At 69.2% G+C, this 25,036-nt stretch carries 17 protein-coding genes; 6 read left to right on the top strand and 11 right to left on the bottom strand.

Annotation, left to right across the window (positions count from 1 at the left end):
- The first annotated feature begins 70 nt into the window (after window positions 1–70).
- Both Q0599_RS01570 and Q0599_RS01565 read left to right on the top strand, forming a co-directional pair.
- Entirely contained in the window at window positions 71–424 is a 354-nt protein-coding gene (locus Q0599_RS01570) for a hypothetical protein (RefSeq protein WP_298824694.1), read from the top strand.
- A gap of 289 nt (window positions 425–713) precedes the next feature.
- Window positions 714–1,013, top strand: a complete 300-nt coding sequence (locus tag Q0599_RS01565; protein ID WP_298824691.1) for a hypothetical protein — start codon at window positions 714–716, stop codon at window positions 1,011–1,013.
- Window positions 1,014–1,155: 142 nt separating this feature from the next.
- On the opposite strand, the gene Q0599_RS01560 is transcribed toward Q0599_RS01565, so the two are convergent.
- Together Q0599_RS01560 and Q0599_RS01555 are read right to left on the bottom strand one after the other, a co-directional pair.
- Entirely contained in the window at window positions 1,156–1,929 is a 774-nt protein-coding gene (locus tag Q0599_RS01560; protein ID WP_298824688.1) for a matrixin family metalloprotease, read from the bottom strand.
- Between the two features lie 1,738 nt (window positions 1,930–3,667).
- Window positions 3,668–4,108: a hypothetical protein gene (locus Q0599_RS01555; protein ID WP_298824683.1), complete on the bottom strand. Its 441-nt coding sequence runs from the start codon at window positions 4,106–4,108 to the stop codon at window positions 3,668–3,670.
- Between the two features lie 371 nt (window positions 4,109–4,479).
- On the opposite strand from Q0599_RS01555, the gene Q0599_RS01550 reads away from it, so the two are divergent.
- A complete protein-coding gene (locus Q0599_RS01550) occupies window positions 4,480–4,629 on the top strand; it encodes a hypothetical protein (protein WP_298824681.1) in 150 nt (49 codons plus the stop codon).
- A 1-nt stretch (window position 4,630) separates the two neighbouring features.
- Window positions 4,631–4,906 (top strand): hypothetical protein, encoded by a 276-nt coding sequence (locus Q0599_RS01545; RefSeq protein WP_298824678.1) that lies wholly within the window; start codon window positions 4,631–4,633, stop codon window positions 4,904–4,906.
- A gap of 170 nt (window positions 4,907–5,076) precedes the next feature.
- On the opposite strand, the gene Q0599_RS01540 is transcribed toward Q0599_RS01545, so the two are convergent.
- The 9 genes from Q0599_RS01540 to Q0599_RS01500 form a co-directional block, all read right to left on the bottom strand.
- Window positions 5,077–8,286, bottom strand: a complete 3,210-nt coding sequence (locus Q0599_RS01540) for an efflux RND transporter permease subunit (protein WP_298824675.1) — start codon at window positions 8,284–8,286, stop codon at window positions 5,077–5,079.
- Entirely contained in the window at window positions 8,283–9,884 is a 1,602-nt protein-coding gene (locus Q0599_RS01535) for an efflux RND transporter periplasmic adaptor subunit (RefSeq protein ID WP_298824672.1), read from the bottom strand. The genes Q0599_RS01540 and Q0599_RS01535 overlap by 4 nt, the downstream gene beginning before the upstream one ends.
- Window positions 9,881–11,236, bottom strand: a complete 1,356-nt coding sequence (locus Q0599_RS01530; RefSeq protein WP_298824669.1) for a TolC family protein — start codon at window positions 11,234–11,236, stop codon at window positions 9,881–9,883. The genes Q0599_RS01535 and Q0599_RS01530 overlap by 4 nt, the downstream gene beginning before the upstream one ends.
- A 113-nt stretch (window positions 11,237–11,349) precedes the next feature.
- Window positions 11,350–11,709: a hypothetical protein gene (locus tag Q0599_RS01525; RefSeq protein WP_298824666.1), complete on the bottom strand. Its 360-nt coding sequence runs from the start codon at window positions 11,707–11,709 to the stop codon at window positions 11,350–11,352.
- A gap of 29 nt (window positions 11,710–11,738) precedes the next feature.
- Complete coding sequence (locus tag Q0599_RS01520; RefSeq protein ID WP_298824663.1) at window positions 11,739–12,926, bottom strand: type II secretion system F family protein; 1,188 nt, start codon at window positions 12,924–12,926, stop codon at window positions 11,739–11,741.
- Between the two features lie 3 nt (window positions 12,927–12,929).
- The gene (gspG, locus tag Q0599_RS01515) at window positions 12,930–13,355 is read right to left on the bottom strand and encodes a type II secretion system major pseudopilin GspG (RefSeq protein WP_298824661.1); all 426 of its coding nucleotides are present in this window, start codon (window positions 13,353–13,355) and stop codon (window positions 12,930–12,932) included.
- 18 nt (window positions 13,356–13,373) lie between these two features.
- Window positions 13,374–13,934 carry a response regulator gene (locus Q0599_RS01510; protein ID WP_298824658.1) on the bottom strand — a complete coding sequence of 187 codons (561 nt, stop codon included), beginning with the start codon at window positions 13,932–13,934 and terminating at the stop codon, window positions 13,374–13,376.
- A gap of 10 nt (window positions 13,935–13,944) precedes the next feature.
- On the bottom strand, window positions 13,945–15,228 hold the full coding sequence (locus Q0599_RS01505; protein WP_298824656.1) for a hypothetical protein: 1,284 nt from the start codon (window positions 15,226–15,228) through the stop codon (window positions 13,945–13,947).
- The gene (locus tag Q0599_RS01500; RefSeq protein ID WP_298824655.1) at window positions 15,225–16,577 is read right to left on the bottom strand and encodes a HAMP domain-containing sensor histidine kinase; all 1,353 of its coding nucleotides are present in this window, start codon (window positions 16,575–16,577) and stop codon (window positions 15,225–15,227) included. Before Q0599_RS01500 ends, Q0599_RS01505 begins: the two co-directional genes overlap by 4 nt.
- A gap of 548 nt (window positions 16,578–17,125) precedes the next feature.
- Between Q0599_RS01500 and Q0599_RS01495 the strand changes: the two genes are divergently transcribed.
- Both Q0599_RS01495 and Q0599_RS01490 read left to right on the top strand, forming a co-directional pair.
- Window positions 17,126–23,110: a hypothetical protein gene (locus Q0599_RS01495; RefSeq protein ID WP_298824653.1), complete on the top strand. Its 5,985-nt coding sequence runs from the start codon at window positions 17,126–17,128 to the stop codon at window positions 23,108–23,110.
- Between the two features lie 8 nt (window positions 23,111–23,118).
- Window positions 23,119–25,032 (top strand): cytochrome D1 domain-containing protein, encoded by a 1,914-nt coding sequence (locus tag Q0599_RS01490; protein ID WP_298824650.1) that lies wholly within the window; start codon window positions 23,119–23,121, stop codon window positions 25,030–25,032.
- Window positions 25,033–25,036 lie beyond the last annotated feature (4 nt).

Genomic DNA, 25,036 nt, shown 5'->3' with positions numbered 1-25,036 from the left:
GGTCCCGCGGCCCAAGCGCCAATCCGCGGCGGTCGCCTCAGCTCAAACGTTAGGCGGCTCAGGAGACCACATGCGCAACATCTGGCGATTGATTGTCTTCTGTGTACTTGTTGCGAGCTCCATCGCGCGCGCTGCTGACCTCAATGCCACGTATTCGCCAACTCGGGCAGAGTGGCTGAAGCAGTCGCTTATCAGCGGCATCTACGAACAGTCGAACACCTGGGCGAAGCGGCTCGCCGTATTGGTCGCGGTCCGCGCAGAAGAGAACAGCGTCATCATCACGGTCACGCTCGCCAACGGCGAATCAGAGCCAGATGCGAGTGCGAAAGAGCGGTATGTTCAAAGCGTCCGCTCCTCTGCGCGCTCGGTGCTTGATCGCTTTGCGTGGGCCAAAGACGTCAAGCTCACAGTCCAGTTCGCCTAGCGCTTGGCTTTAGCCCCAAAAGGAGGGCAATGCATTGCGCACCGAGCGAAAGAGCCGCCTAACCCTTCGCTGGAGCGGACCGCCACCGGCCTGGCACTTGGGCCGCGAGGCTCCGAGGTTTAGCATCCGCCTCGCGGCCCAAGCGCCATTCCGCCGTCGGCCCGCTCAGCTCAAACGTTAGGCCGCACAGGCTGCGCATGAGCGGGTAAATACGATGGGCGCACTTTAGAAGCACAGTTGCTCGCCCGAGTCAGTCACATACAAGAGTCCAGCCCACAGAGGAAGCCAGATGCAGCCGAACCCTCGGAGCGCACTCTTACTGTTACTGCTTCTCCTGTCAGGCTGCGCGGCTCACTACACCCCAGACGCAGTACAAGATCCCTACGGCTTCTTCTCGGGCATCTGGCACGGCATCGTGTTCCCGTATGCACTCGTGACCAACATCCTCTCTTGGCTGCTGTCACTGGCTGGAATCAGCTTCCTGTCGAGTATCGAGATCATTGGTCGCCCAAACACCGGCCTGTTCTTCTACTACATTGGCTTCGTCATTGGCCTCACCTCGTATGGCTCGGCGAGCGCTGCACGTTAGCCCCGAGAGTGCGGCCTAACCCTTCGCTCGAGCGGGGACCTCCACCGGCATGGCACTTGGCCCGCGAGGCGCTCGTTCTTATCATCCGCCTCGCGGGCCAAGCGCCATGCCGGCGCTCGCGCCTCAGCTCAAACGTTAGGCCTCAGTTTGTCGCCGGTCGTGCATTGCGGGGCGGTCCATACAAGAACTGCGCCCCAGCAATATCGTCAGCTCCGGGCAATCGGCGCAAGTACGTCGGCCTGAGCATCGGGCTGGAACCGCCCTTCCACATCACGGCGGCAGGATCCGAGGATCCCGCAAGTCCTATGACGTGTCCGATCTCATGCAGCGCCAGCAGGTACAGGTCTGTCATATGCAGACCTCCACCTTTAGGAAAGTCCTGCAGCCTAGAGCCCTCTTCACTAGTGGCTATCTGAAAGCCGACATTCGAATTGAGGAAGATGTGGCCAGAACCTGAACCACCGCGCAGTCCTGGTGGGAATGCCGCGCCGGCGGTGAAGTGGGCGGCGAGCCCCCCAAACGGCCATATACCTATGCGAATCATGGGCGAAGTTGAGGTGAGATCGTTCACGGGCTTCTGCGATTGATCCTCACCGATGAACTCGAACTTCAAATCAGCCACTGTCGACCAAGCATCGAACGCACGCTGAAACTCGCAACGGAGCTCGGCAATGTCAAGGCTCCTGATTGCATTGCTTACCTCGGGGTTCGGGTAGAAGTTCGGGAGGCTCGCCAAACTCGTCCCACCGCAGAAGGCGTCGCAGTAGGGGCTGCCCGGCGTTCCGGCGACTACGAATCCCCAAGTCACCACGCCCCCACTGGTCCCTGGCTTCTTCGATGCGCCCCACTTCAGGTATTCACCTGCCTGGCCAGAAGGAACCACTTCGAACGCAGCGGTGCCACCGGTGCACAGCATCGTGCAGGTGCAGACTGAACACCAAACCAGCCGCTGTCGCCATCTCCGAGCCATGCAAAAAAGGCTATCGCAACGCGCACGGTCAGCATTGCTCAGACGCAACACCGTGCATAGCAGGTGACATGAGGCCTAACCCCTCGCTGGAGCCGACTCGCACCGGCATGGCACTTGGCCCGCTTCCCGGAGTGGTCCATCATCCGTCCAGCGGGTCAAGAGCCACACCGGCGCTCGCGCCTCAGCTCAAACGTTAGGCCCCTGAATCCACCGCGTGTAGGTCATCCTCGCTTCGCAAGTCAAATCCAATGAATCGGCCCAAGTTCGATTGGAAGTCGCCCCGGGCGGACCACACGCCGGGCCACCCCAACCCAAACTCACGGAGCCGATCGAGAGTGCCAAGTGCACTCAAAGTTCCGGCCGAGATACAGGGACTTGTTCGCCATGTAATCGGCAAGGATGCAGCGATGGGTGCTCCTATTGTCGAGTACAGACTTGAGCACAGTGCTGGGATCGCCGGAGTCATATGGATGAGCGTACGACTTCAAGAGCGCTATGCGAGATCCACTGACAAGCCGCAGGATTACAGCTTCCTACCGTTCGTCCTTGAGGCTCCCGAGAAACACGTTGGCCAAGACTGGCTCCTCCGCTGGTATGGCGGAGCCTTTTGCTCAACGCCAACATACGCCCGCGAGGAGCTTGCAGCGTTCAAGGCTTGGCAAGCCGCCGGCAGTCCAAAGCCAGGTGCCTAACCCTTCGCTGGAGCGGGACCTCCACCGGCAAGGCACTTGGCCCGCTTCCCGGTGAGGTTCATCAATCGTCCAGCGGGCCAAGCGCCACACCGGCGCTCGCGCCTCAGCTCAAACGTTAGTCGTCATAGATGCTGTGCGCTGCCGTCGTGATGAGCCAGCCAAGCCTAGGGCAGGCTAGGCGATGACAGCTCAGGCTATGCCATCTGGGGTTGCGCCAGCCTGGCCTACCCTCGGCTTTTGGTACATCACTTGCGGTCTTGGCGTACTAACCAGTAGTACGCTGAGGTCCGCTTTGCCTGGAGGGACACCCTATCAGCGCTGGCTCCGGGCGTACCAGAGGCGCCAGATCCGGCGTATCAAATTTGGTGTGGTCCCCAGAGAATGAACGCCGCCACAAGTCAACGACAACCGGAAGACGGTGGTCCTCAAGTCGTCTTCCGGCAGGAGTACCTCGCCGAGCTGGCTAAAGATGCCCAACGGTTCCAGGTTGTGGCGCCTAGGGATGTCGCTGGCTGGAGAGACTCGCGCTTCATTCGGACTCGTCCAGCGTCGCTGTCTGCGCTCGCATCGCCGCTGCCTGTGGAGATGGACTCTGCGGCTGAACCTGGCTTGACCTGTACCATTGCTCGACGCTTGGTCCATAGAAATCAACTACTTAGATACGCGTAGCGAGCTCAACGGTGGTACATGCATTAGTCGTTAAGTACCTGATGTAAAAAGAAAAACTGCTGACCGAGCATCCGGCTACGAACCAAGGGGTCGTGGGTTCGAATCCTGCCAGCCGCGCCAATCACATCAACGGGTCAGCTCTCGCAAGGTGCTGACCCGTTTGTCTTTTCAGAGCTCGGGGCCACTCGGCCAGCCGGCCGTTGCCGACCGACGGCGACCGTCCGGAAGGTTCCTGCGTCCCGCAATTCAGACCGCTGTCGCCTCCTGGCCGGTCAGCGACCCGACGCGTCGGCGCGAACGCGACGCCACCGCCGTGCGCATGATCAGCGCAGCGTCCCGTACACCTCGTCGATGGTGCACGGCGTCGCTGCGGGGCTGCCGAACCGCGAGATGTCCTGCGCGCCGAGCTTGTCGGCCGCGCTGCGGGCCTGCGCATCGCCCCAGTCCGCTGCGCGGTCGTACCAGTAGTAGGCCACGGCCTTTTCGTCCATCGTGTCGCCGACCACCAGTGTCGCGGCGCGGCGAATCAGGCGCAGGCCCTGCACCGTGTCATCGGAATGGATCTTCCCCAGCTCGTACGCGGCGCCCGCATGGCTCGGCCGTGCTGCACGGCACAGGAAATCGGTGGCCTTCCGGTTGTCGTAGAAGGCGTCGGCGTCGTTGCGCGGTGAGCAGCAGTACGACTTGTCGACCTTGTACTGCGCCTCGGCGTCGCCGGTGAGTGCCATGCTCGAGAGCGGCAGCAGGCAGGAAATGGGTTTCATCGCGGCATCCTCCAAAGTGGTGCCGGTACCTTAGGTGCCGCAGGTGCGGTCCCGCATTTCGGCCCAGCTCGGCAGGATTTCATCTGTAATGCGCTGGACCCGGTGCGACATGCCAACGGGGAGCCTTGGCTGAGACACTGGCCACGCACCATGAACGCGCCCCGAGATCCCTTTCCTCCACGCGTCCTGCTGGTCGACATCGACCCGGCGATGGCTTCGCTGCTCGTCGAGTGGCTGGCCGCCGACGGCATGGCGGCCGACGCCGAAACCACACGCACCGAGCCGCCGGCCGCGCTGATCCTGATCGACCTGCCCTCCCGCGACAGGGTGGCCGCGAACGTCTGGCTCGGCTCTGCGGCGCCCGGCCCGCTGTGCCCGTCGTCGTGCTCTCACCCACGCTGCTGCCCCATGTGTCGCCGCAGGGCGAGGTGGCGCGCGCGCTCGGTGCGGCCGCGGTGCTGCCGTCACCCTTGTCGCGGGACCTGCTGTGCGACACCATCGCCACTCTGGTGAACGTCTAGCGTGAAGCTCAACGCACGTCTTCCCGCGGTGTCCGAGGCCTCGTCGCAGCGCCGCGTCGCCTGGATGGGCGGCGTGCTGATCGCGGCCATCGCTGCGCTGGCCACTTGCGACATCTGGCGCACGCACCGCGAGACGATCGTCCAGGCAGAGCGCGACCACGACGTTCAGGCGCGGGTGATCGCCGAGCAGACCACGCGCAGCCTGCAGGCGGTGGACGCCGTGCTGCGCCTCCTGGGCTGGGCCGCATCCAGCTGGCCGCCGCCGCCGGTGCGCTGACCGAAGGCGAACTGGCCTCGCTGAACCAGCAGCTGACGAACCGCTGAGGACAGACCCGGCAAGTCCAGTCCTGCCAGGTGAATGACCGCACCTGGCCAGCAGCGGCCGAGGCAGCCGATGGACCCAGCGCCAGGAACCGCTGCAAATCGTCCGGCGCCGGTGCTGCCGGCTCAGCGACGTGCCTGGACCGCGCCTGCGCCGGGCCCGCCCGGTGCGGCGAGCGTGGCGATGCCGCTGCCTTGCGCCAGCGGGTCGCCACCGCGACGTCGCCGACGCATCAACCGGTACGCCGCCGGGATGACGAACATCGACAGCAGCGGTGCGCTCAGCATGCCGCCCACCATCGGCGCGGCGATGCGCTGCATCACCTCGCTGCCGGTGCCCGCACCCCAGAACAGCGGCAGCAGGCCGGCGACGATCACCGCCACCGTCATCGCCTTGGGGCGCACGCGCAGCACGGCCCCTTCGCGGATCGCGTCGAGCAGGGCGTCGTCGTCGTCGCGCCCGGCATCGAGCCGCGCCTGCCAGGCCTGTTTCAGGTACAGCAGCATGATCACGCCGAACTCGGCCGCCACGCCAGCCAGTGCGATGAAACCGACCGCACTGGCCACCGACAGGTGGTGGCCCAGCAGCCACAGCAGCCAGACGCCGCCCACCAGCGCGAAGGGCAGCGTCGACATCAGCAGCAACGCCTCGTCCAGGCGCCTGAACGTGAGGTACAGAAGCACGAAGATGATCAGCAGCGTGAAGGGCACCACCAGCTTGAGCTTGGCGGTGGCGCGCTCGAGGAACTCGAACTGCCCCGACCAGCTGACCGAGTAGCCGGCCGGCAGCTGCACCTGCTCGCCCACGGCACGCTGCATGTCCCGCACCGCACCGCGCAGGTCCCGGCCGCGGATGTCCACGTACACGAAGCCCGCCAGGCGGGCGTTCTCGCTGCGCAGCATCGGCGGGCCGTCGCTGAAGCGCAGCTCGGCCACGTCGCCGAGCAGCAGGCGCTGGCCGCGCGGGGTGACGATGGGCAGCGCGCGCAGGCGGGCCATCGAGTCGCGCAGCTCGCGCGGGTAGCGCAGGTTGATCGGGAAGCGCTGCAGGCCCTCGACCGTCTCGCCGATGTTCATGCCACCCACGGCGCCCGCCACCACGTCCTGCACGTCGGCGATGTTCAGGCCGTATCGTGCGGCGGCATCGCGCCGGATGTCCACGTCGATGTAGCGGCCGCCGGTGAGTCGCTCGGCGAAGGCGCTGGAAACGCCCGCCACGTTCTTCACCGCGCGTTCGACCTGACCGGTCAGGCGGTCGATGGTGGCGAGGTCCGGTCCCGCCACCTTCACGCCCACCGGGCTCTTGATGCCGGTGGCGAGCATGTCGATGCGGTTGCGGATGGGCGGCACCCAGATGTTCGACAGCCCCGGCACGCGCACGACGCGGTCCAGTTCCTCGACCAGCCGGTCGGGTGTCATCCCCGGTCGCCACTGCGCGCGTGGCTTGAACTGGATCGTCGTCTCGAACATCTCCAGCGGCGCCGGATCGGTGGCGGTCTCGGCGCGGCCGGCCTTGCCGTAGACGCTGCGCACCTCGGGCACGGTCCTGATCAGGCGGTCGGTCTGCTGCAGCAGCTCGGCCGCCTTGGCCGCAGACAGGCCGGGCAGCGCGGTGGGCATGTACAGCAGGTCGCCTTCGTCCAGCGGCGGCATGAACTCGCTGCCCAGCTGTTGCAGGGGCCACAGGCTCGCCACCAGCAGCAGGCCAGCCACTGCCAGCGTCAGCCTCGGCAGCTTCAGCGCCGCGTCCAGCAGCGGCCGGTAGAGTGCGATCAGCGCACGATTCAGCGGGTTGGCCATCTCGCCCGGGATGCGGCCGCGGATGAGATAGCCCATCAGGACGGGGACGAGCGTCACCGCCAGGCCCGCCGCCGCCGCCATGGCGTAGGTCTTCGTGAAGGCCAGCGGCGCGAACAGCCGTCCTTCCTGTGCCTCGAGCGTGAACACGGGCACGAAGCTGAGCGTGATGATCAGCAGCGAGAAGAACAAGGCCGGGCCCACCTCGACCGCCGCGTCGCCGACGACGCGCCAGCGCGTCTCGCCATCGAGCGTCCGGCCGGGATGGACGTGCGCCCACTGTTCGAGATGCTTGTGCGCGTTCTCGATCATCACGATGGCCGCATCGACCATCGCGCCGATGGCGATGGCGATGCCGCCCAGCGACATCACGTTGGCGTTGACACCCTGGTGCTGCATCACGACGAAGGCGCCGAGCACGCCCAGCGGCAGCGAGACGATGGCGACCAGCGCGCTGCGCAGGTGGAACAGGAATGCCAGGCACACCAGTGCGACCACGGCAAACTCCTCCAGCAGCTTGACGGTGAGGTTCTCCACCGCGCGTTCGATCAGGCCCGATCGGTCGTACACCGGCACGATCTCGACGCCCGCGGGCAGGCCGCGCTGCAGTTCGGCCAGCTTGACCTTCACCGCGGCGATCGTCTGCAAAGCGTTCTTGCCGGAGCGCATCACGATCACGCCGCCGACCGCTTCGCCTTCGCCGTCCAGCTCGCCGATGCCGCGGCGCATCTCGGGGCCCGTCTGGATGCGCGCGACATCGCCCAGCCGCACCGAGACGCCGCTGTCGGTGGTCGCCAGCGGGATGGCGCGGAAGTCGTCCAGCGTCTGCAGATAGCCGTTGGCACGGACGGCATACTCGGCCTCGCCGATCTCGATCACCGATCCGCCGGCCTCCTGGTTGGCGCGGGCGACGGCGCCGCTGACCATCGTCTGCGAGATGCGGTAGGCGGCCAGCTTGTCGGGGTCGAGCACGATCTGGTACTGACGCACCATGCCGCCGATGCTGGCGACCTCGGCCACGTCGGGAACCGTCTTCAGCTCGAAGCGCAGGAACCAGTCCTGCAGGGCGCGCAATTGCGCCAGGTCGTGGCCGCCCCGCCGGTCCACCAGCGCGTACTGGTAGATCCAGCCGACGCCGGTGGCGTCCGGGCCGATCGAGGACCTGGCCGCGGCGGGCAGGCGCGACTGCACCTGGTTCAGGTACTCGAGCACGCGCGAGCGCGCCCAGTACAGGTCCACGCCGTCGTCGAAGATGACGTAGACGAAGCTGTCGCCGAACATCGAGAAGCCGCGCACCGCCTTCGTGCCGGGCACCGACAGCATCGTGGTCGTCAGCGGATAGGTGACCTGGTTCTCGACGATCCGGGGCGCCTGCCCCGGCCAGCTGGTGCGGATGATGACCTGCGTGTCGGACAGGTCGGGCAGGGCGTCCAGCGGGGTGCGCAGCAGTGCCACCACGCCCCAGGCGGTGACCAGCACGCTGGCCATCAGCACGAGGAAGCGGTTGGCCAGGCTCCATCGGATGAGGGCGCCGATCACTTGGCGGCTCCCGACGCGGCGCGCTGGATGGTGGTGATCTGCGGCACGTCACCGTCCTGCAGGCGGAACTCCACCTCGACCTGATCGCCCGGCGCCAGGCCACGCGGGCGCTGCGGCGCGGGCGGCAGGCGGAAGTCCATCGCCATCTGCGGCCATTTCAGCGCCGGGATCGGCGGGTGCTCCAGCGTGACAGTGTCGCCTTCGATCGCATCGATGCGCGCGGCGGTGCGATGCAGCGTCGCGGCCGGGACCGCGCTCTCCTGGTTCAGCCGGGCTTCCAGTCCGCGCAGGCTGGCTTCCGAGTCGATCAGGAACTGGCCCGACAGCACCACGCGCTGGCCCGCGGCCAGGCCCGCCACGACCTCGGTCTGGCCGTTCGCCTCCAGGCCGGTCTTCACCTCCACGGGTCGAAAGCGACCTTCTGCTTCCGCCAGCATCACCACGCTGCGGCGTCCGGTGCGGATCACCGCTTCGCTGGGCAGCAGCAGCGCCTTGGCACGCGCAGGCTGGGCCAGGCGCAGCTGCACGAACATGCCAGGCACCAGTCGAGCGCCCGGATTGGCCAGTTCCATGCGCGCCTTCAGCGTGCGGGTGGCGGCGTCGACCTCGGGCAGCAGCGCCTGCACGCGGCCGACGAACTCCTGCCCGGGCGCGGCGGGGCTGGTGGCCACCACGCGCGCGCCGGACTCGACCAGTGCCGCCTGGCTCTCGGGCACCTGCCCTTCGGCCCAGACCGTGCGGGTGCCTTGCAGGCGCAGGATCGGCATGCCGGGCATCACGGTGGCACCTTCGCGCACCATCAGCTCGGAGACGACGCCGGCGACCGGCGCGGCCAGGGTCACGCGGGCGCGCACCTGGCCCTCGCGGGCCACTCGGGCGATCAGGGCGTCGTCCATGCCGGCCTGGCGCATGCGCGCGCGGGCCGCGTCGCGCAATGCGTCGACGTCCGGGCCATTCATGCGCGCCACGGCCAGGTACTCCTCCTGCGCCGCCACCCAGTCCGGGATGTAGAGGTCCGCCAGCGGCGCCCCGACGGCCACGCGGTCGAACGTCGCGCGCACGTGCAGCTTCTCGACGAAGCCCATGGCGCGCGCGGAGACGACTTCCTGCAGGCGTTCGTTCCACGCCACGTTGCCGACGGCGCCGACTTCCGTCGCGAGCGAACCTTCGACCACCGCCGCGGTGCGCAGGCCGAGGTTCTGCTGCACGCGGGGGCTGACGCTGACGATCGCGCTGTCGTCCCCGCCGCCCTGGCCGCCACCCGCATAGCGCGGCACCAGCATCATGTCCATGAAGGGCGACTTGCCCGGGGCGTCGAAGTTCTTTCCCGGCACCATCGGATCGTGGTAGTTCTGGATGCGCAGGCCGGTGACGGGATCGACATCGCCGGCCTTCAGGCCGTCGCGGATGTGGCGGCGCGTCGCCGCCTCGCCCTGCGGAACCGTCCATTGCGATGGGTCGGCGGGCGCGGCGGCGACCGCCGCCGGGGCTGCCATCATGGCCATGCCCTGGTTCATGCCGATCCACCAGGCCGCGCCGCCCACGGCGGCGAGAACGGCCATGCCGGCGCCGGCGAGCTTCAAGGTCTTCGGGTTCATCGTGCAGCTCCTTCAAGAGCGGTGTGCGCGGCAGCGGCCGTCGGTTCGGCGGGGATCAGGAACTCCAGCCGGGTCCACAGCCGCGCGGTCTGGAGCTCGAGGTCGATGCGTTCCATCTGCAGCGCCAGCGCTGCGCGGCGGGCGTCGAGCACCGCCGACAGCGGAGACTGTCCGCCCCGGTAGGCGGCCAGCGCGGCGTCGACACGCTGCTGCGCCAGCGCAGCGCGGTCGCGGTCGATCAGCGCCAGCCGCGCCAGGCCGGCGCGCCAGGCCGCGATCCACGACTCGGTCTGTGCGAGGTGTTCACGCGCCAGTTCCTCGCGTTCGGCACGCAGGGCTTCGGCCTGCGCCAGGCGGGCCGCGAGCTCGCGATCCTGTCGTTGCGGCCGGTCCCAGGGCAAGGGCAGCGAGACCCCGACAGACACCATGTTCGCGAAGCGCGAGCCGCGCTGGCCGAACATCAGCTCCGCGCTCCAGTCCGGCTCGCGCTCGGCGCGGGCCGCCGCGGCTTCCGCGCCGGCCTGGGCTTCACGCGCGGCCAATTGCAGCAGATCGGGGTGGTGGCCCAGCCGATCGGACACGTCGTGCCCGACCAGCGCATGCTGCGCCAGCGCTGGCGCCTCGGCCAGCGGCAGATGGTCCGGCTCGCCGGTCCAGCGCGCCAGCATGCGGCGCGCATTGGCCACCTCGGCGTCGACATCCAGCAGCGCTTGCTCCAGCTGGGCCAACGCGTCGCGTGCCGCGATCAGGTCGGCCGGCATGGCGCGCGCGCCTCGCAGCGCCGCCTCGGCCGCCTCGACCTGCGAGCGCACTTCGCTGCGCAACCGCTGCAGCACGGCCTGCCGCTGTTCGGCCGCCCGCCGCTCGAACCAGGCGATGGCGGTGTCGCGCTGCACGGCCGCGATGCGCACGCGGCGCTCCGCCTGCGCCGCCTCGGCCTCGCGCTCGAAGCGCTGGGCGCGCGCGCTGAGCTTGTCCGCGCGCGTGAAGGTCTGCATGAGGCTGATCGAGCGTTGCGTCATGAAGTCGCGCGTCGTGCTGAAGCGGTCCGGCCCTTCGACCGGCACGTTGTCGAGCGACAGGCGCAGCACGGGGTCGGGGCGCTGCGCGGCGGCCACGGCCATCTCGCGCGCGGCGCGGGCCGTCGCGACGGCAGCGGCCGGGGATGTCGCGCGCGCCGTCGCGGCCTGCACCGCGTCGTGGACGGACAGCGCGGCGCGCACATCGGCCGTCGACTGCGCCTGAGCGGTCCATGCCGCGGTCAGCAGCGAGGCTGCGAGCCAGGCATGCGACGCGCAGGGGGAGGGGCGGCGCGGAACGGCGCGCCGCCTCGGTGGTACGAAAAACATCATGAACTGGACTCCGACGGGCATCGCCGCGCAGGGGCGCCTGCGCGGCCAATGACTGATCGAGCGCTGGCCCGGGGCGAACGCTCACCCAGGCGCGCCGGGGGCGCGCTGGAGGATCAGCCGGCGGACGGAGGTCGCCAGGGCGCGCCGGGCGGCGCGGTCGGCGCGGGGATGGTCGGCGCGAGCGGCGCGCCGGACGACGCGGCGGTTCCCAAACCCCGTGCGGCCGGTGCCGGCGCCCAGGCCACAAAGCCCTGGCAATCGGTTCCGGTCTTGCACAGGTGGCCGGTCTCGGCCCAGGCCGGCATGTCGTTGCAGCAGTCGGGCAGGTCGTCGGGGGCGAGGCCATCGGCCAGCAGCATGGCCTCCATCATGCCCGCCTCCATCGGACAGGGCGCCTCGGTGGCCCGCGCGAGACTCGCGCCCGGCAGGGCGAGGCAGGCGCACAGAACGAGGGTCAGAAGGCGGCGCAGCACGGCGGCAGTGTAAGAGGCAACGTGCGACGTCATTGCAGGCTGCTGGCCAGCTCGAAGACCGGCATGTAGAGCAGGATGACGATCAGTCCGATGACGCAGCCGATCAGCGCCATCAGGATCGGTTCGACCAGACGTGTGCCGATCTCGACCCAGCGTGCCAGCTCGTCGTCGTAGAGCGTCGCCACGCGGTCCATCATCGGGCCCAGCTCGCCGGTGCGCTCGCCGACGCCGAGCATGCTCAGCGATGTCGGCGTCGTGAGTCCGTGCAGGCTCAACGCCGTCGACGCCGGCTGGCCCTCGCTGACCTCGCGCCGGGCTTCCCGCAGCGCCGGGCGCAGGGCAGGATCGAGCAGGCCCTCGGCCATCTCGAGCGCGGTCAGCAGCGGCATGCCGCTGCGCAGCAGCATGCCGAGCGTGCGATAGAAGCGGGCCAGCTGGTAGATGCGCAGCAGCTCGCCGAGCCTGGGCAGCGCCCACAGCCGCTGCCACAGCCACTGCCGGGTCGCCGGGCGCGTGAAGGCATAGACGCTCAGCGCGGTCAGCGCGGCGAGCCCGGACAGCACGGCGGAAGCGTGGGCGCCCAGCAACTGGCCCCACTGCATGAGCAGGCGGGACATCCACGGCAGCTGGCCGCCGATGTCCTCGTAGATCTGGCCGAAGCGCGGCACCACGTAGAACATGAGGAACGCGGCCACCAGGGCGCCGGCTCCCAGCAGCAGCAGCGGGTAGATCGAGGCGTTCACGACCTTGCCGTGCAAGCGGTCGATCTGCTGCTGGTAGGACACGAAGCGCGCCAGCGCCTCCTGGAGGTCGCCGGTGCGCTCGCTGGCGCGGATCGTGGCCACGAACAGCGGCGGGAAGGCCGCGGGTTCCTGATCCATGGCGAACGACAGGCTTCGTCCGGCGCGCACGTGCGTCAGCAGCGCGCGCAGCGTCTGCGCGCTGCTGCGCGAGGACTCCTGCGCCATCGCCTCGAGGGCCTCGACGGTGCCCAGGCCTGCATCGAGCAGGGCGACGAGCTGCTGCGCGAACAGCAGCAGCGCGAAGCGCTCGCCGCGGCGCACCAGCCAGCGCGCCGGCGAGAGGTCGGGGTGGACCGAGATCACGTTCAGGCCACGGTCCCGCGCCATGTGACCGGCCAGCGCCCGTGTCGGCGCCTCGAGGTGCAGGACGGTCAGCGTTCCGCCGCTGGCCAGCGCCTTGACGCGGTAGAGCATGACCTACCAGTTGCTCACGTCGGCGGCGTCGCCGCTGCCCCCGGGTCGCCCGTCGCTGCCCAGCGAGGAGATGTCGACTTCGCCATGCTCGCCGGGCGCCCGGTAGACATAGGGCCGGCCCCAGGGGTCGGCCGGCAGCTGGCGCTTCAGGTAGGGCCCATCCCACTTGGGTTCGTCGCTGGGCCGCGTGACGAGGGCGATCAGGCCCTGCTCGGTGCTCGGGTAGCGGCCCGTGTCGGCCCGGTACTGGTCGAGCGCCTTCTCGAGCGAGTCGATCTGCGCGCGCGCCATCTTGCTCTCCGACTTGCCCACCTGGGCGAAGTAGCGCGGCGCCACGTAGGCCGCCAGCATGCCGATGATGACCATCACCACCATCAGCTCGAGCAGGGTGAAGCCAGCCAGCGGCGATCGTCTTGCGCGTGGGGTCATGGACGGCGCTCCTCCCGGTCAGCGTCGCACGGGGTGCTTGTTCAGCTTGCGCTGCAGCGTGCGCCGGTGGATGCCCAGCAGCCGCGCGCTCTCGGAGATGTTGCCCTGCTGCTCGGCCAGCACGCGGTGGATGTGCTCCCATTCGACCCGATAGACCGAGGGCACGTCCTGCACCGGCACGGTGTCGTCGAACTCGGGCTCGTCACGCTGCAGCGCGGCCAGCACCTCGTCCGCGTTGGCCGGCTTACTCAGGTAGTAGCAGGCGCCCAGCTTGATGGCGTCGATGGTGGTCGCGATGCTGCCGAATCCGGTCAGCACCACCATGCGGATGCCCTTGCCGATGGCGCTGAGCCGCTTCACCAGGGTCAGGCCCGAACCGCCGGGCAGGCGCAGGTCGATCACCGCGAAGTCGGGCGGCGAGGCGATGGCCGCTGCGATGGCCGCCTCGACGTCGTTGGCGACGCGGGTCGTGTAGCCGCGCCGCTCGAAGGCATTGGCCAGCGTGCGCGCCAGCACCTCGTCGTCGTCCACGACCATGATCGAGGCGTTGCGCGGGAGGGGGGCGGTGTGAGTGTCCATGGGCTTCTCGTCAACTCATCGAAGGCTGCTCGCCGGCATTGCGCGCGGGCATGGCAGGGAGCATCACCTGCAGAATGCACTGGTGACCTTCGGCACGACGGCTGAGCGAACCGTTGAAGCGGTTGAGCAGCGTCGCCGCCAGCGCGATCGGGCCATCGTCCGGCGTCGTGGTGTCCGGCGCGTCCGTGGCGGGGGCACGGCGCCGCGGCGGTTCCTGCCCGCGCAGTCCGACGCTCACCCACTGCCGATCCCAGCGGATGTCGATGTGCACGCGGTGCGGGTCGGCTTCGCCGCAGTGGCGGATGAGCAGCACCAGCGCGTCGCGCAGCGAGCGCTCGGCCACCACTCGCGGCGCCTCGCGCGTGGGCTGGTCGATGTCCACCTCCAGCGTGGTGTCGATCAGCTCGCACTCGTGCACCGCGGACTCCACCAGCGCCCGGATGTCGCGCGCCTCGCCGTGCTGCCCGCGCGTCTGGCCCACCGATTCGAGCAGTTCGCTCAGGCGCGACTTGCACAGCTCGATCTGGCCGGCGAGCGTCGCCAGCGCGGCCTCGCACTCGTGCGGTGCCAGACGCTCCTGGCGCAGTTCGTGGACCAGCACCGACATGGTCGACAGCGGCGAGCTGATGGCGTCGGCGGCGCGCGCGGCCACCGAGCCGAGCGCGCGCGCGCTGAGTTCGTTGAGCGCGTCCTCGCGGGCGCGGGCCACGCGCCGCTCGTGCTTGCGCGACAACCTCGCCACGGCATAGACGAAGCAGGCGAGCAGGCCGAATGCGATCAGCTCGCCGGTCTCATGGGTTGTCGTTCCCGCGGCGAGCGAGGGCGAGTCCGTCCGGCCGAGCAGCAGCAGCATCGCCAGCGTCGCCGCTGCACAACCGAGCAGCCGCGGCCACGACAGTGCGTAGGCCGCGAGCGACATCGGCAGCAGGTAGAAGACGATGAACGGGTTGTTGGTGCCGCCGGTCTGGTGCAGCATGTAGGTGAGCAGCGTCGTGTCCGCCAGCAGGTGCACGACGAAGAGGTTCTCGCCCGGCGTGGCGTTGTCGCGCAGCCGCAGCCGCACCGCCAGGCTCAGCAGCACCGCGCACAGCAGCACGAACCCGGCGTGCTGCCAGGCGGAGAGCTCGGGGTGCCCTCCCGCCGAGAGCAGCGGCAGGACGATGCTGGCCAGGGTCAGCAGCACCCGCTCGACGATGAGCAGCGAGACCAGCCGGCGGTTGAAGGCACCGAGCAGGTTCGGATCGACGAGGTCGTCTCGCCGACGGCCCCAGGCCGACGTCGCGCGGCGTGTCATGCCTCGGCTCCTTCGTCGTCGGCCCACAAGCCATCCATCACCGGCAGCTGGATCTCGGCGCAGGCGCCGCCCTCGGGGTCGTTGCGCAGCTCGAGCGAGCCGCCCAGCCGGGCCACCGCGGTGCGCGCCAGCGCCAGGCCCAGGCCGTTGCCGGCGCCCTTCTCCTTGGTGGTGAAGAACAGCGTGCCGACCCGATCCTGCAGTTCCGGCGGGATGCCCGGCCCTCGATCGTGCACGGCGATGCGCATCACCTCGGCGTCCCAGCCGACGCGCACCTGCACCCAGCCGGGCGACACGTCGGCCGCGTTGCCCAGCAGGTTGAGCAGGCCCTGGCGCAGGGCGAGGTCGTGGTGCACGGTCGGTGCGGTGCCGTCCGTCTCGATGAGCAGCGAGGCCTGGACGCCCGGCCGGCGCGCCTCGAACGCATCGAGCAGCTCGCGCACGAAGGCGTCCAGCGGCATCGCCTGGAAGCCGCTGCGCGCGTCGAAGGTGTTGCGGCCGTAGCTGAGCAGCGTGCCCAGGGTGTCCTGGCAGCGGCGCAACTGCCCCGCCGTGGTGCGCAGCATGGTCTTGAACTCCTCGTCCTGGCCGGGACGGCGCTCCATCTCGCGGATCAGCACGGCCATGGTCGACAAGGGCTGCGACAGCTCGTGCGCGGCGCCGGCGGCCAGCACGCCGATGCGGGCGAGGTGCTCGTTGCACATCTCGCTCTCGCGGCGGGTGGCGAAGACGCGCTCGCTGCGGCGCAGCGCCAGGGAGATGCGCGCCACGAAGTGCGCCACCATGCCGGCCGTCACCGCGTAGTTCACCCACATGCCCGCCACCAGCAGCTGCAGGTAGCGCGCCTCCTCCCCCGCGTGGAAGAGCGGGCGGAAGAACAGCACCAGCAGCGAGTAGCAGGCGACCGTCGCCAGCGCGACGATCCAGGTGTAGGTCCAGGGCAGGCTCGCGGCGGTGATCGCCAGCGGCAGCAGCAGCATGCCGACGAAGGGGTTCGTGCCGCCGCCGGCCATCGCCAGCAGCAGCGACAACGCGCCCACGTCCACCATCAGCTGATACAGCAGCTCGCGGTCGCTGACCAGCCGTGGCGATGCCAGGCGGCGCCAGGTGGCGATGTTGAACAGCAGCAGCGCGAGGATGGTCAGCGCCATCGCGCCGATCGGCAGGTCGATGCCCAGCCCATGGTGGGTCACCGTCACCGTCAGCGTCTGGGCGGTGATCGCGATGTTGCGCATCACCACCAGTTGCCGCAGGTTGTGCCTGGCGGAGCCCTGCACGAAGGCAAGCGCCGGCCCACCATGCAGGTTCTCGACTCGCCCGAAACCGAGGATCGCACTCGCCGTGCCCATACATCACCCCCAACGTGGCCGCACATCGCAAGTTCCGAGCACAGCGCAGCCCATGCACCTTCGGGCGGTGGTCAGTGCGACGTCTGCGTCACTTTCTGACCCCGGCGACCCCTGATCCGGATCCGCCCTCGCGCTGCCTTGTCCCAGGCAGTCCGTTGATGCACATGTTGCAAGGTGTACCGGCAAATGACCAGTGGTGATCCCCTGGGTTGGTGCTGTTTTTCAACAACTCAGGACCCTCCGGCGCTTACGAACTCTCACATCCGGGAAATCACCCCCCGGACCGCTCTCGATTCATGGAATTGCGACCTTCTGCTGTGCGTTGCCAACCCCGCGATCACGTGCGGCAAGTTGCCGCAGCTGCGACCGCGAGCATCGCGGCGAAATCCGCGCTTCCCAGGGAAAAACGCGCCGCAGCGGCGCTGCGCGAGCCGGTCCACGCGCATCGGTGCGGCAAAGAGCCACATGGTCAAGGCGAGGCTTGCTGTCCAGACTTCGCCCATCCGGTCCGCAAAGGCGGGCCGCCGAACGTATCGGGAGAACGCGCCATGAAAGCACTGCGAGCCTTGACCCGTGTTGCGCTGACACCGCTGCTGGCCCTCGTGGGGATCGCCCCCGCCGCCGCGGCGATCACCTGCGAGCGCAACGTCAGCGCCGATGTCGTCGCCTTCGACATGCCGCTCATGTACAACCGGCTTGGCGCCTCGAACGTCAACGGCAAGATGTTCGCGCTCAAGCGCGACGTCATCAACAAGAGCAGCCTCCAGCCGCTGACCGCGGGCGGCTCGGCCACGCCGGGCCAAGTCGAGCTGCGGCCGGACAAGCGGCCGCGGCCGATCGTGCTGCGCGTGCGCGTGGGCGACTGCCTGACGGTCAACCTGACCAACCTGCTGACGCCGACGCCGAATCCGAACAAGAACGTTCCGCTGACCACCGCGCCCGGCCAGCTGTTCACCGTGCAGGTCGACGAGCAGGTCGCCTCGCGCGTGGTCGGCTTCAACGTTTCCGGCATGCAGCTCGTCAACAGCATCGACGACGACAGCAGCATGGTCGGCCGCAATCACCTCACCGGCGGCCAGGGCACGCCCAGCAGCGAGACGGGCAGCATGGTGCCGCAGGGCGGCAGCCGCACCTACAAGCTGTGGGCCGAGAAGGAGGGCGTGTTCATCGTCACCAGCGAGGGCGCCACCGTCGGCTCCGACGCCAACCAGGGCCACTCCACCGTCGGCCTGTTCGGCCAGGTCATCGTCGAGCCGCGCGGCGCGAAGATCTACCGCGGCCAGGTGGTCGAGGAGGAGTTGCGCCTGGCCACAGTCGGCACCTTGCCCACCGGCCAGCCCAAGCTCAACTACGAGGCCACCTACCCGAGCGGCGGCGTCTGGGCCGACGAGGGCAAGGCCGGCCTGCCGGTGCTCAACACGATGAAGTGCGCCAGCGCCACCTCCTGCGAGATCGTGCATGCGGAGATCAACGGCGTGATCGTCGGGCCCGAGGCCGACGGCAGCTTCCCGCCGGGCACCTACCCGCTGGAGGGCACGGGCCGGCGCAACCCGACGCTGCCCAACCGCCTGGAGCCGTTCCGCGACTTCGCGCAGCTCTGGCATGACGAGCCCGGGGCGGCGCAGGCCTTCCCCGGCTTCTACGTCGACGACCCGGTGTTCAGCTACGTGCTGGCCGGCGTCAAGGACGGCTTCATGATCAATTACGGCTCCGGCGGCATCGGTTCCGAGATCATCGCCAACCGCCTGGGCGTGGGCCCGATGCACGACTGCCTGTCCTGCGCCTACGAGGAGTTCTTCCTCACCTCGTACGCGGTGGGTGACCCGGCGCTGATCGTCGACATCCCGGCCAACCTCGGCCTCGAGGCGCTGCTGCCGGGCCAGGCGCCGCCGCCGGGGACCACCGGGATCAAGGCGAACTACGTCATCGGCGCGGAAGACCCGTCGAACGTGCACATGAGCTACATCGGCGACTTCGTCAAGTTCCGCAACACGCACATCGGCAAGGAGCAGCACGTCTTCCACCTGCACAACCACCAGTGGCTGTACAACCCGAACGACGACAACTCCAACTACCTCGACGCGCAGGGCATCGGCCCGGGCGCGAGCTACACCTACGAGATCAACTTCGGCGGCTCGGGCAACCGCAACAAGAGCGCCGGCGACGCCATCTTCCACTGCCACTTCTACCCGCACTTCGCGCAGGGCATGTGGTACCACTGGCGCAACCTCGACACGCTGGAGACCGGCACCCAGTTGGCCGCCTCCGGCACCGGCTACCACACCACGCGCTGGGCGCTGGCCAACACCACGCCGGCGGTGGGCGCACGCGCCTACCCTGACGGCGAGATCGTGGCGGGTGTGCCGATCCCGGCCGTCGTGCCGCTGCCCGGCAAGGCCCTGCCGGTGATGCACGGCAAGGTGGAGGTGGTGAAGAAGTTGGCGGCTGACGGCGTCACCGTGGTCGGCTCCAATGCCAAGGTCGTGGACCGCACGAAGAACCCCGGCTACCCGTTCTGGGTCGCCGGCATCGAGGACGTGGTCGGCCAGCGTCCGCCCAGCCCGGTGCTGGACATGCTGACGCCCGCGCAGGTGGCGGCACTGAATCCCCCGAGCTGCAAGAATGACCCCAACTGTCTGTGGGCCAACCTCGACCCGGCCCAGGCGGCCGGCTTCGACGGCGGCCTGCCGCGCCATGCGCTGCAGGGTTATGCCGACGGCGGCGTGGCGGCCGTGACGGTGAACAACCTCGACTTCACGAAGACGATCGAGGCGGCCAAGCCGGTGTACTACCCCGAGGAGGGCACCGACCTCGAGAAGGTGGCGATGGCCTTCCACGCCACCCGCGAGCACGCCAGCTCCAAGGTCGACATGTACGGCAACGTCAGCGATGCGAACTTCATCACCAACGGCGCCAAGCCGTCGATCGGTTCGCCGTATCACGAGCCCTGCATCGACGACGCCGGCGCGCGGCTGAACCAGGGCGTGCTCGGCCAGTTCTTCAGCGGCGAGAGCCGCACCGGCATGAGCACCCGCGGCGCCAGCGTGTTCAACGCGCAGACCCCGCGCATCTACAAGGGTGCGAACATCCAGTTCGACGCCGTCCTGAACAAGGCCGGCTACCATTACCCGCAGCAGCGCATCATCTCGCTGTGGGAAGACGCCGGCCCGGTGATCGCCAAGCAGCAGCCGCCGGAACCGCTGGTGATGCGCCTGAACACCTTCGACTGCGCGGTGTTCCACCACAGCAACCTGGTGCCCGAGTACTACGAGCTCGACGACTTCCAGGTGCGCACGCCGACCGACATCATCGGCCAGCACATCCACCTGCCGAAGTGGGACCTGACCACCACCGACGGTGCCGCGAACGGCTGGAACTACGAGGACGGCACCTTCTCGCCGGGCGCGGTGCGCGAGCGCATCCACGCCATCCGCCACTTCAACCACTGCGTGGGCACCGACAGCGGCGACCCGCGTGACGGCACCGGGGCGTGCCCGGTGGCGAAGGAGCACCCGTACTTCGGCAGCGTGGCGAAGAGCCTCGGCGGGCGTTTCCCCGAGGTGTGGAAGGGCGCGCGCACGACCATGCAGCGCTGGTTCGCCGACCCGGTGGTCAACGCCCTGGGCGTGGATCGCGGCCTGGGCATCATCTTCACGCACGACCACTACGGCCCGTCCTCGCACCAGCAGATCGGCCTGTACGCCACCGTGCTGGCCGAGCCGGCCGGCTCGGCGTGGGTGCAGAACGAGACCGGCAGCGGCCTGGGCTGCACGACCGAAGTCAACACCACCCAGCCGGCCGGCACGACCGCGCCGAACACCAAGCCGTGCCGCTGGGACGGCGGCCCGACGAGCTGGCAGGCGGCCATCCTGCCGCCGGCCACCGCGCCGCTGGGCAGCAACGTGAAGTCCGAGACGGTGACGGAGCACCGCGAGTTCTACTTCGAGTACAGCGACTTCCAGCACGCCTACGAGGCCGGTGTCTACGTCGGCGCCGACGCGCTCGGCCTGCCGACGCCGGCGACCATCGTCGTCGACGCCACCAACCCGTCGCGCGCCACGGCGCCGGCGCTGGCCAACACCTTCCGCAACGCGATCAACCCGCCGGCGCGGCAGCAGATCAAGCCGCTGTTCCCGGACATCACCATCGAGGTGGCCGGCGGCATCATCCCGGGCTGCCCGGCGCGGCCCTGCCCGCAGGCGATCTCGGTGGAGGACCCGGGCGTGATGGTGGTGAACTACCGCCAGGAGCCGGTGGCGCTGCGCGTGTTCGATCCGAAGAAGACCGGGCCGGACGGCAGGGCCGGGGCACAGGCCGACGGCGTGGCCGGCGACCTGGCCTACGCGCTGTCGAGCAAGGTGGTCGACAAGGCGGGCACGGTGACGCCGATCGTGCGCAAGATCGACGCGATGAACAAGACCGAGGCGCAGCTCGGCTTCTGGGGCAAGACGCTGAACGCGCCGACGGCCACCGAAGGCGGCGACCCGTTCACGCCGATGATGCGCGCCTACAACGGCGACATGATCCGCGTGAAGATCCAGGCCGGTGGCCACGAGGAGGAGCACAACGCCACCATCCACGGCGTCAAGTGGCTGCAGGCGGGCTCGGGCTTCGGCCGCGCGCCCAACTCCGGCTGGCGCAATGGCCAGGCCGCTGGCATCTCCGAGCAGTTCACCTTCGCCGCGCCGATCGTTCCGGCGGTGCAGCAGGTGAAGAACGGCGGCGTGAAGGACCACGCCTACAGCCTGGATGCCTCGATGGACGGCTGGTGGACGGGCATGTGGGGCCTGCTGCGTCACTACTCCGTGAAGCGCGACGACCTCTGGGCGCTGCCGAACAACCCCGTCACGAAGTCGCCGACCATCACCAACAGCTCCCAATTCGTGGGCGTGTGTCCGGCCGACGCTGCGGCGACGGCGCGCAAGTACGACGTGGTGGCGATGCTCGCCAACGACCTGCTGCCCAAGCCGCCGGGCGTGAGCATCGCGTGGGGCAACAGCACGCAGCACAACGGCGCGGCCGTCAACCCGGACGGCGGCACGCTGGTCTACAACTCGCGCACCACGGCCATCCCGCAGGTGACGATTCCGGGTGAACACGGCGAGGAGGACACCGTGCTCGGCGGCCACGCCGGCCCGATCCACGACCCGACGGCCATGCTGTACGTGCGCCTCAATGACCTGGAGCCGATCAACCCGCGGGCGGGGGCCTGCAAGACCGCCAAGGACGGCACGCCGGGAACGGCCAACCCGTCCTGCCCGGTGAAGCTGAAGACGGACCAGAAGGTCGAGCCGCTGATCCTGCGTGCCGCCGCCGGCGAGTGCGTGGAGGTGACGCTGTACAACCGGCTGCCGCAGGTCGCCCCCGACCTGCCCACGCTGGGCACGCTGATCGGCGCGGTCAAGCGTGACCGCAACCGCGCCGAGGGCTCGGTGCCGTTCGACACCAACCTGGTGCGCCCGTCCAGCACCGTGGGCCTGCACGCGCAGCTGGTCGCCATGGACGTGACCCAGGACGACGGCGCCAACATCGGCGGCAACATCGAGCAGACGGTGAGCCCGGTCGACCCGGCGACGGGCAAGGCCGGTAAGAAGGCGGTGTACCGCTGGTATGCGGGCGACGTCAGCGCCATTCGCGACGGCAACGGCGTGAAGCTCATCGCCACGCCGGTGGAGTTCGGCGGCGTCGGCCTGATGCCGGCCGACAAGGTGAAGCAGGGCCAGAAGTCGCTGGTGGGTTCGCTCGTCGTCCTGCCCAAGGGCGCCACCTGGACGGAGGACGCGAATCAGCATGCGCAGGCGACGGTCACTGCCACGAAGGAGGATGGAACGCAATACCAGTACCGTGACTTCGCGCTGGTGATGACGAAGAACCTGAACCACCGCTACGCCGACGGCTTCCCCGTCGAGCACATGAACGGCGAAGGCGCGGGCATGCCGGAGGACAGCCAGGAGAACAGCGCCATGGCGTTCAACTACGGCATCGAGCCGCTGTGGTTCCGCCTCGGCGTCGCCCCGAACGCGCCGTTCGGCGGCGCCGGCTGCGGCCCCGGCTGCTACGGCGGCGCGGAGAAGGCTTACCAGGCCTACAGCAACGTGCTGAGCGGCAACGCGGACCCGGTCACCCCGGTGTTCGTGGCCAAGGCGGGCCAGGAGGTGCGCATGCACGTCGCGGTGCCGCACAGCACCAGCCGCGGCAGCACCATGGGCATCCACGGCCATGTCTGGCAGCGTGATCCGTACGTGTGCTCGGGCGAGGCGATGTACGGCCTGACCGGCAAGTGCACCTCGGTGGCCAATGGCACGCAGTTCGACGACGCGGGCATGCCGCTGGTCGGCTCGCGCGACATCGGCAACAACCCGGTGGGCTTCGCGCAGGGCGGGCAGGAGAGCCTGCAGGGCTACACGCACTTCACCTTCCGCCTGCCCAAGGCGGGCGGGGAGAACGCGGTGAAGGGCGACTACCTGTTCCGCGACAAGGGGTCGTTCGGCAACGCCAGCGGCCTGTGGGGCATCATCCGCGTCCAGGAATAAGACGCACCATGATGACGAGCCGAGCAGGGAGCAAGCGTGCGGTCGCCATCGCCATGGCGGTGGCGGCCGGCCTCGCGGCGGCCGCCGAGCCGCAGCGCGTGGCCAAGGACGGCGTGGAGGTGCGCTTCAGCGCGCGGCCCGTCGGCGGGGCGACCAGGCTGGTGGAGGGTGGCGTCGCCGAGGTGCGCTTCCAGATCGTCGACGAGATGAGTGGGCAGCCGGTGCGCGGTGCGGTGCCGGCGGCCTGGATGGACCTGGCCGAGCTGATCCGCGCGCGCGGCGATGGCCCGCAGGTGCGCTCCTGCCGCGACAAGATCGCGCTGTACCTGAAGGGCGTGGTCGGCATCCGCCCGATCGTCGACCTGAACAGCTACTCGATGGTGGTGCTCAACAAGGACAACAGCCTGACCGTCATCGACCCCAACGTGTCGATGGCCGGCAGCACCAGCACGCTGGCGCAGCTGCGCATCGAGCAGCCGGGCATGGACTGGGCGCAGGATGATGGGCGCAAGGCGCTGTACGTCAGCATGCCGCGCGCCGGCAAGGTGGCGGTGGTCGACACCGAGACCTTCAAGCTGCGCGTCAACGTCGAGGCGGGCCCGGAGCCGATGCGCGTGGCATTGCAGCCCGACGGCAAGTACCTCTGGGTCGGCAACGACGCGCGCGAGGCCGGCCGCAGCGGCGTCACCGCGATCGATGCCGACACGCTGAAGGTGGTGGCGCAACTGCCCACCGGCGCCGGCCACCACGAGATCGCCGTGTCGGCCGACAGCCGGCACGTGTTCGTCAGCAACCGCGACGCCGGCACCGTCAGCGTGATCGACGCCGCCAGCCAGCGCAAGCTGCGCGACGTGAGCACCGGACCGATGCCGATCGCGCTGGCCTACAGCGCGCTGTCGCGCTCGCTGTACGTGGCCGACGGCCGCGACGGCAGCGTGGCGGTGCTCGACGGCGAGGGCCGCGAGGTGCGCAAGCGCATCGCGCTGCAGACGGGCATCGGGCCGATGCGTTTCTCGCCCGACGGCCGCCACGCTCTGGTGCTCAACCCCTCGGCGCAGAAGGTGTTCGTGCTGGATGCGTCGAGCGACGAACTGGTGCACACGCTGGACCTGCCGGGCCAGCCCTTCCAGCTCAACTTCACGCGCGGCTTCGCCTACGTGCGCCTGCTCGACAGCGAGCGCGTCATGATGGTCAACCTGGGCACGCTGGGCCGCGGCAAGAAGCCGACGGTGCAGTCCTTCGCCGCCGGCGCGGCGGCGCCGAAGTTCGCCGGCGACCTGGTGCTGGCCGACTCCATCTCGCCGGCCAGCGCGGAGGCGGCGGTGTTCGTCGTCAGCCCGTCGGACAACACCACCTACTTCTACATGGAGGGCATGAACGCGCCCTCGAGCAACTACCTGGCGCGCGGCTACGAGGCGCGCGCGATCACGGTGGTGGACCGCAGCCTGAAGGAGGTCGAGCCCGGCGTCTACGCCGCGCAGGTCAAGCTGCCCGCGTCGGGCCGCTTCGACGTCGCCTTCCAGCTCGACTCGCCCAAGCTGCTGCACTGCTTCAGCGCCGAGGTCGACCGCGATCCGCAGCTGGCGCGCGAACGCCGGCCGGTGGCGGTGGAATACCTGATCGACGAGCGCACGGTGAGCAGCGGCCAGACGTTGGCGTTGCGCTTCCGCCTCGTCGAGCCGGGCAGCGGCGCGCCGCGGGCGGGACTGCGCGACGCGCGCGTGCAGTACTACCTGGCGCCCGGCCGCGGCCGCACCGAGGTGCCGGCGCGCGAGATCGGCGACGGTGTCTACGAGGCGCAGCTCAGGCTCGCCGAGGCCGGCGCCTACTATGTGCATGCCGGCTCGCCGTCGCTGAAGGCGCCGGCGAACGAACTGCCCTACCTGACGCTGCGCGCCGTGGCGCCGGCCAACCGCCACTGAGAGG

This window comes from uncultured Piscinibacter sp. (genome assembly GCF_937952055.1).
Taxonomy (GTDB): domain Bacteria; phylum Pseudomonadota; class Gammaproteobacteria; order Burkholderiales; family Burkholderiaceae_C; genus Piscinibacter.
This window is presented reverse-complemented; position numbering and strand designations above follow the sequence as displayed.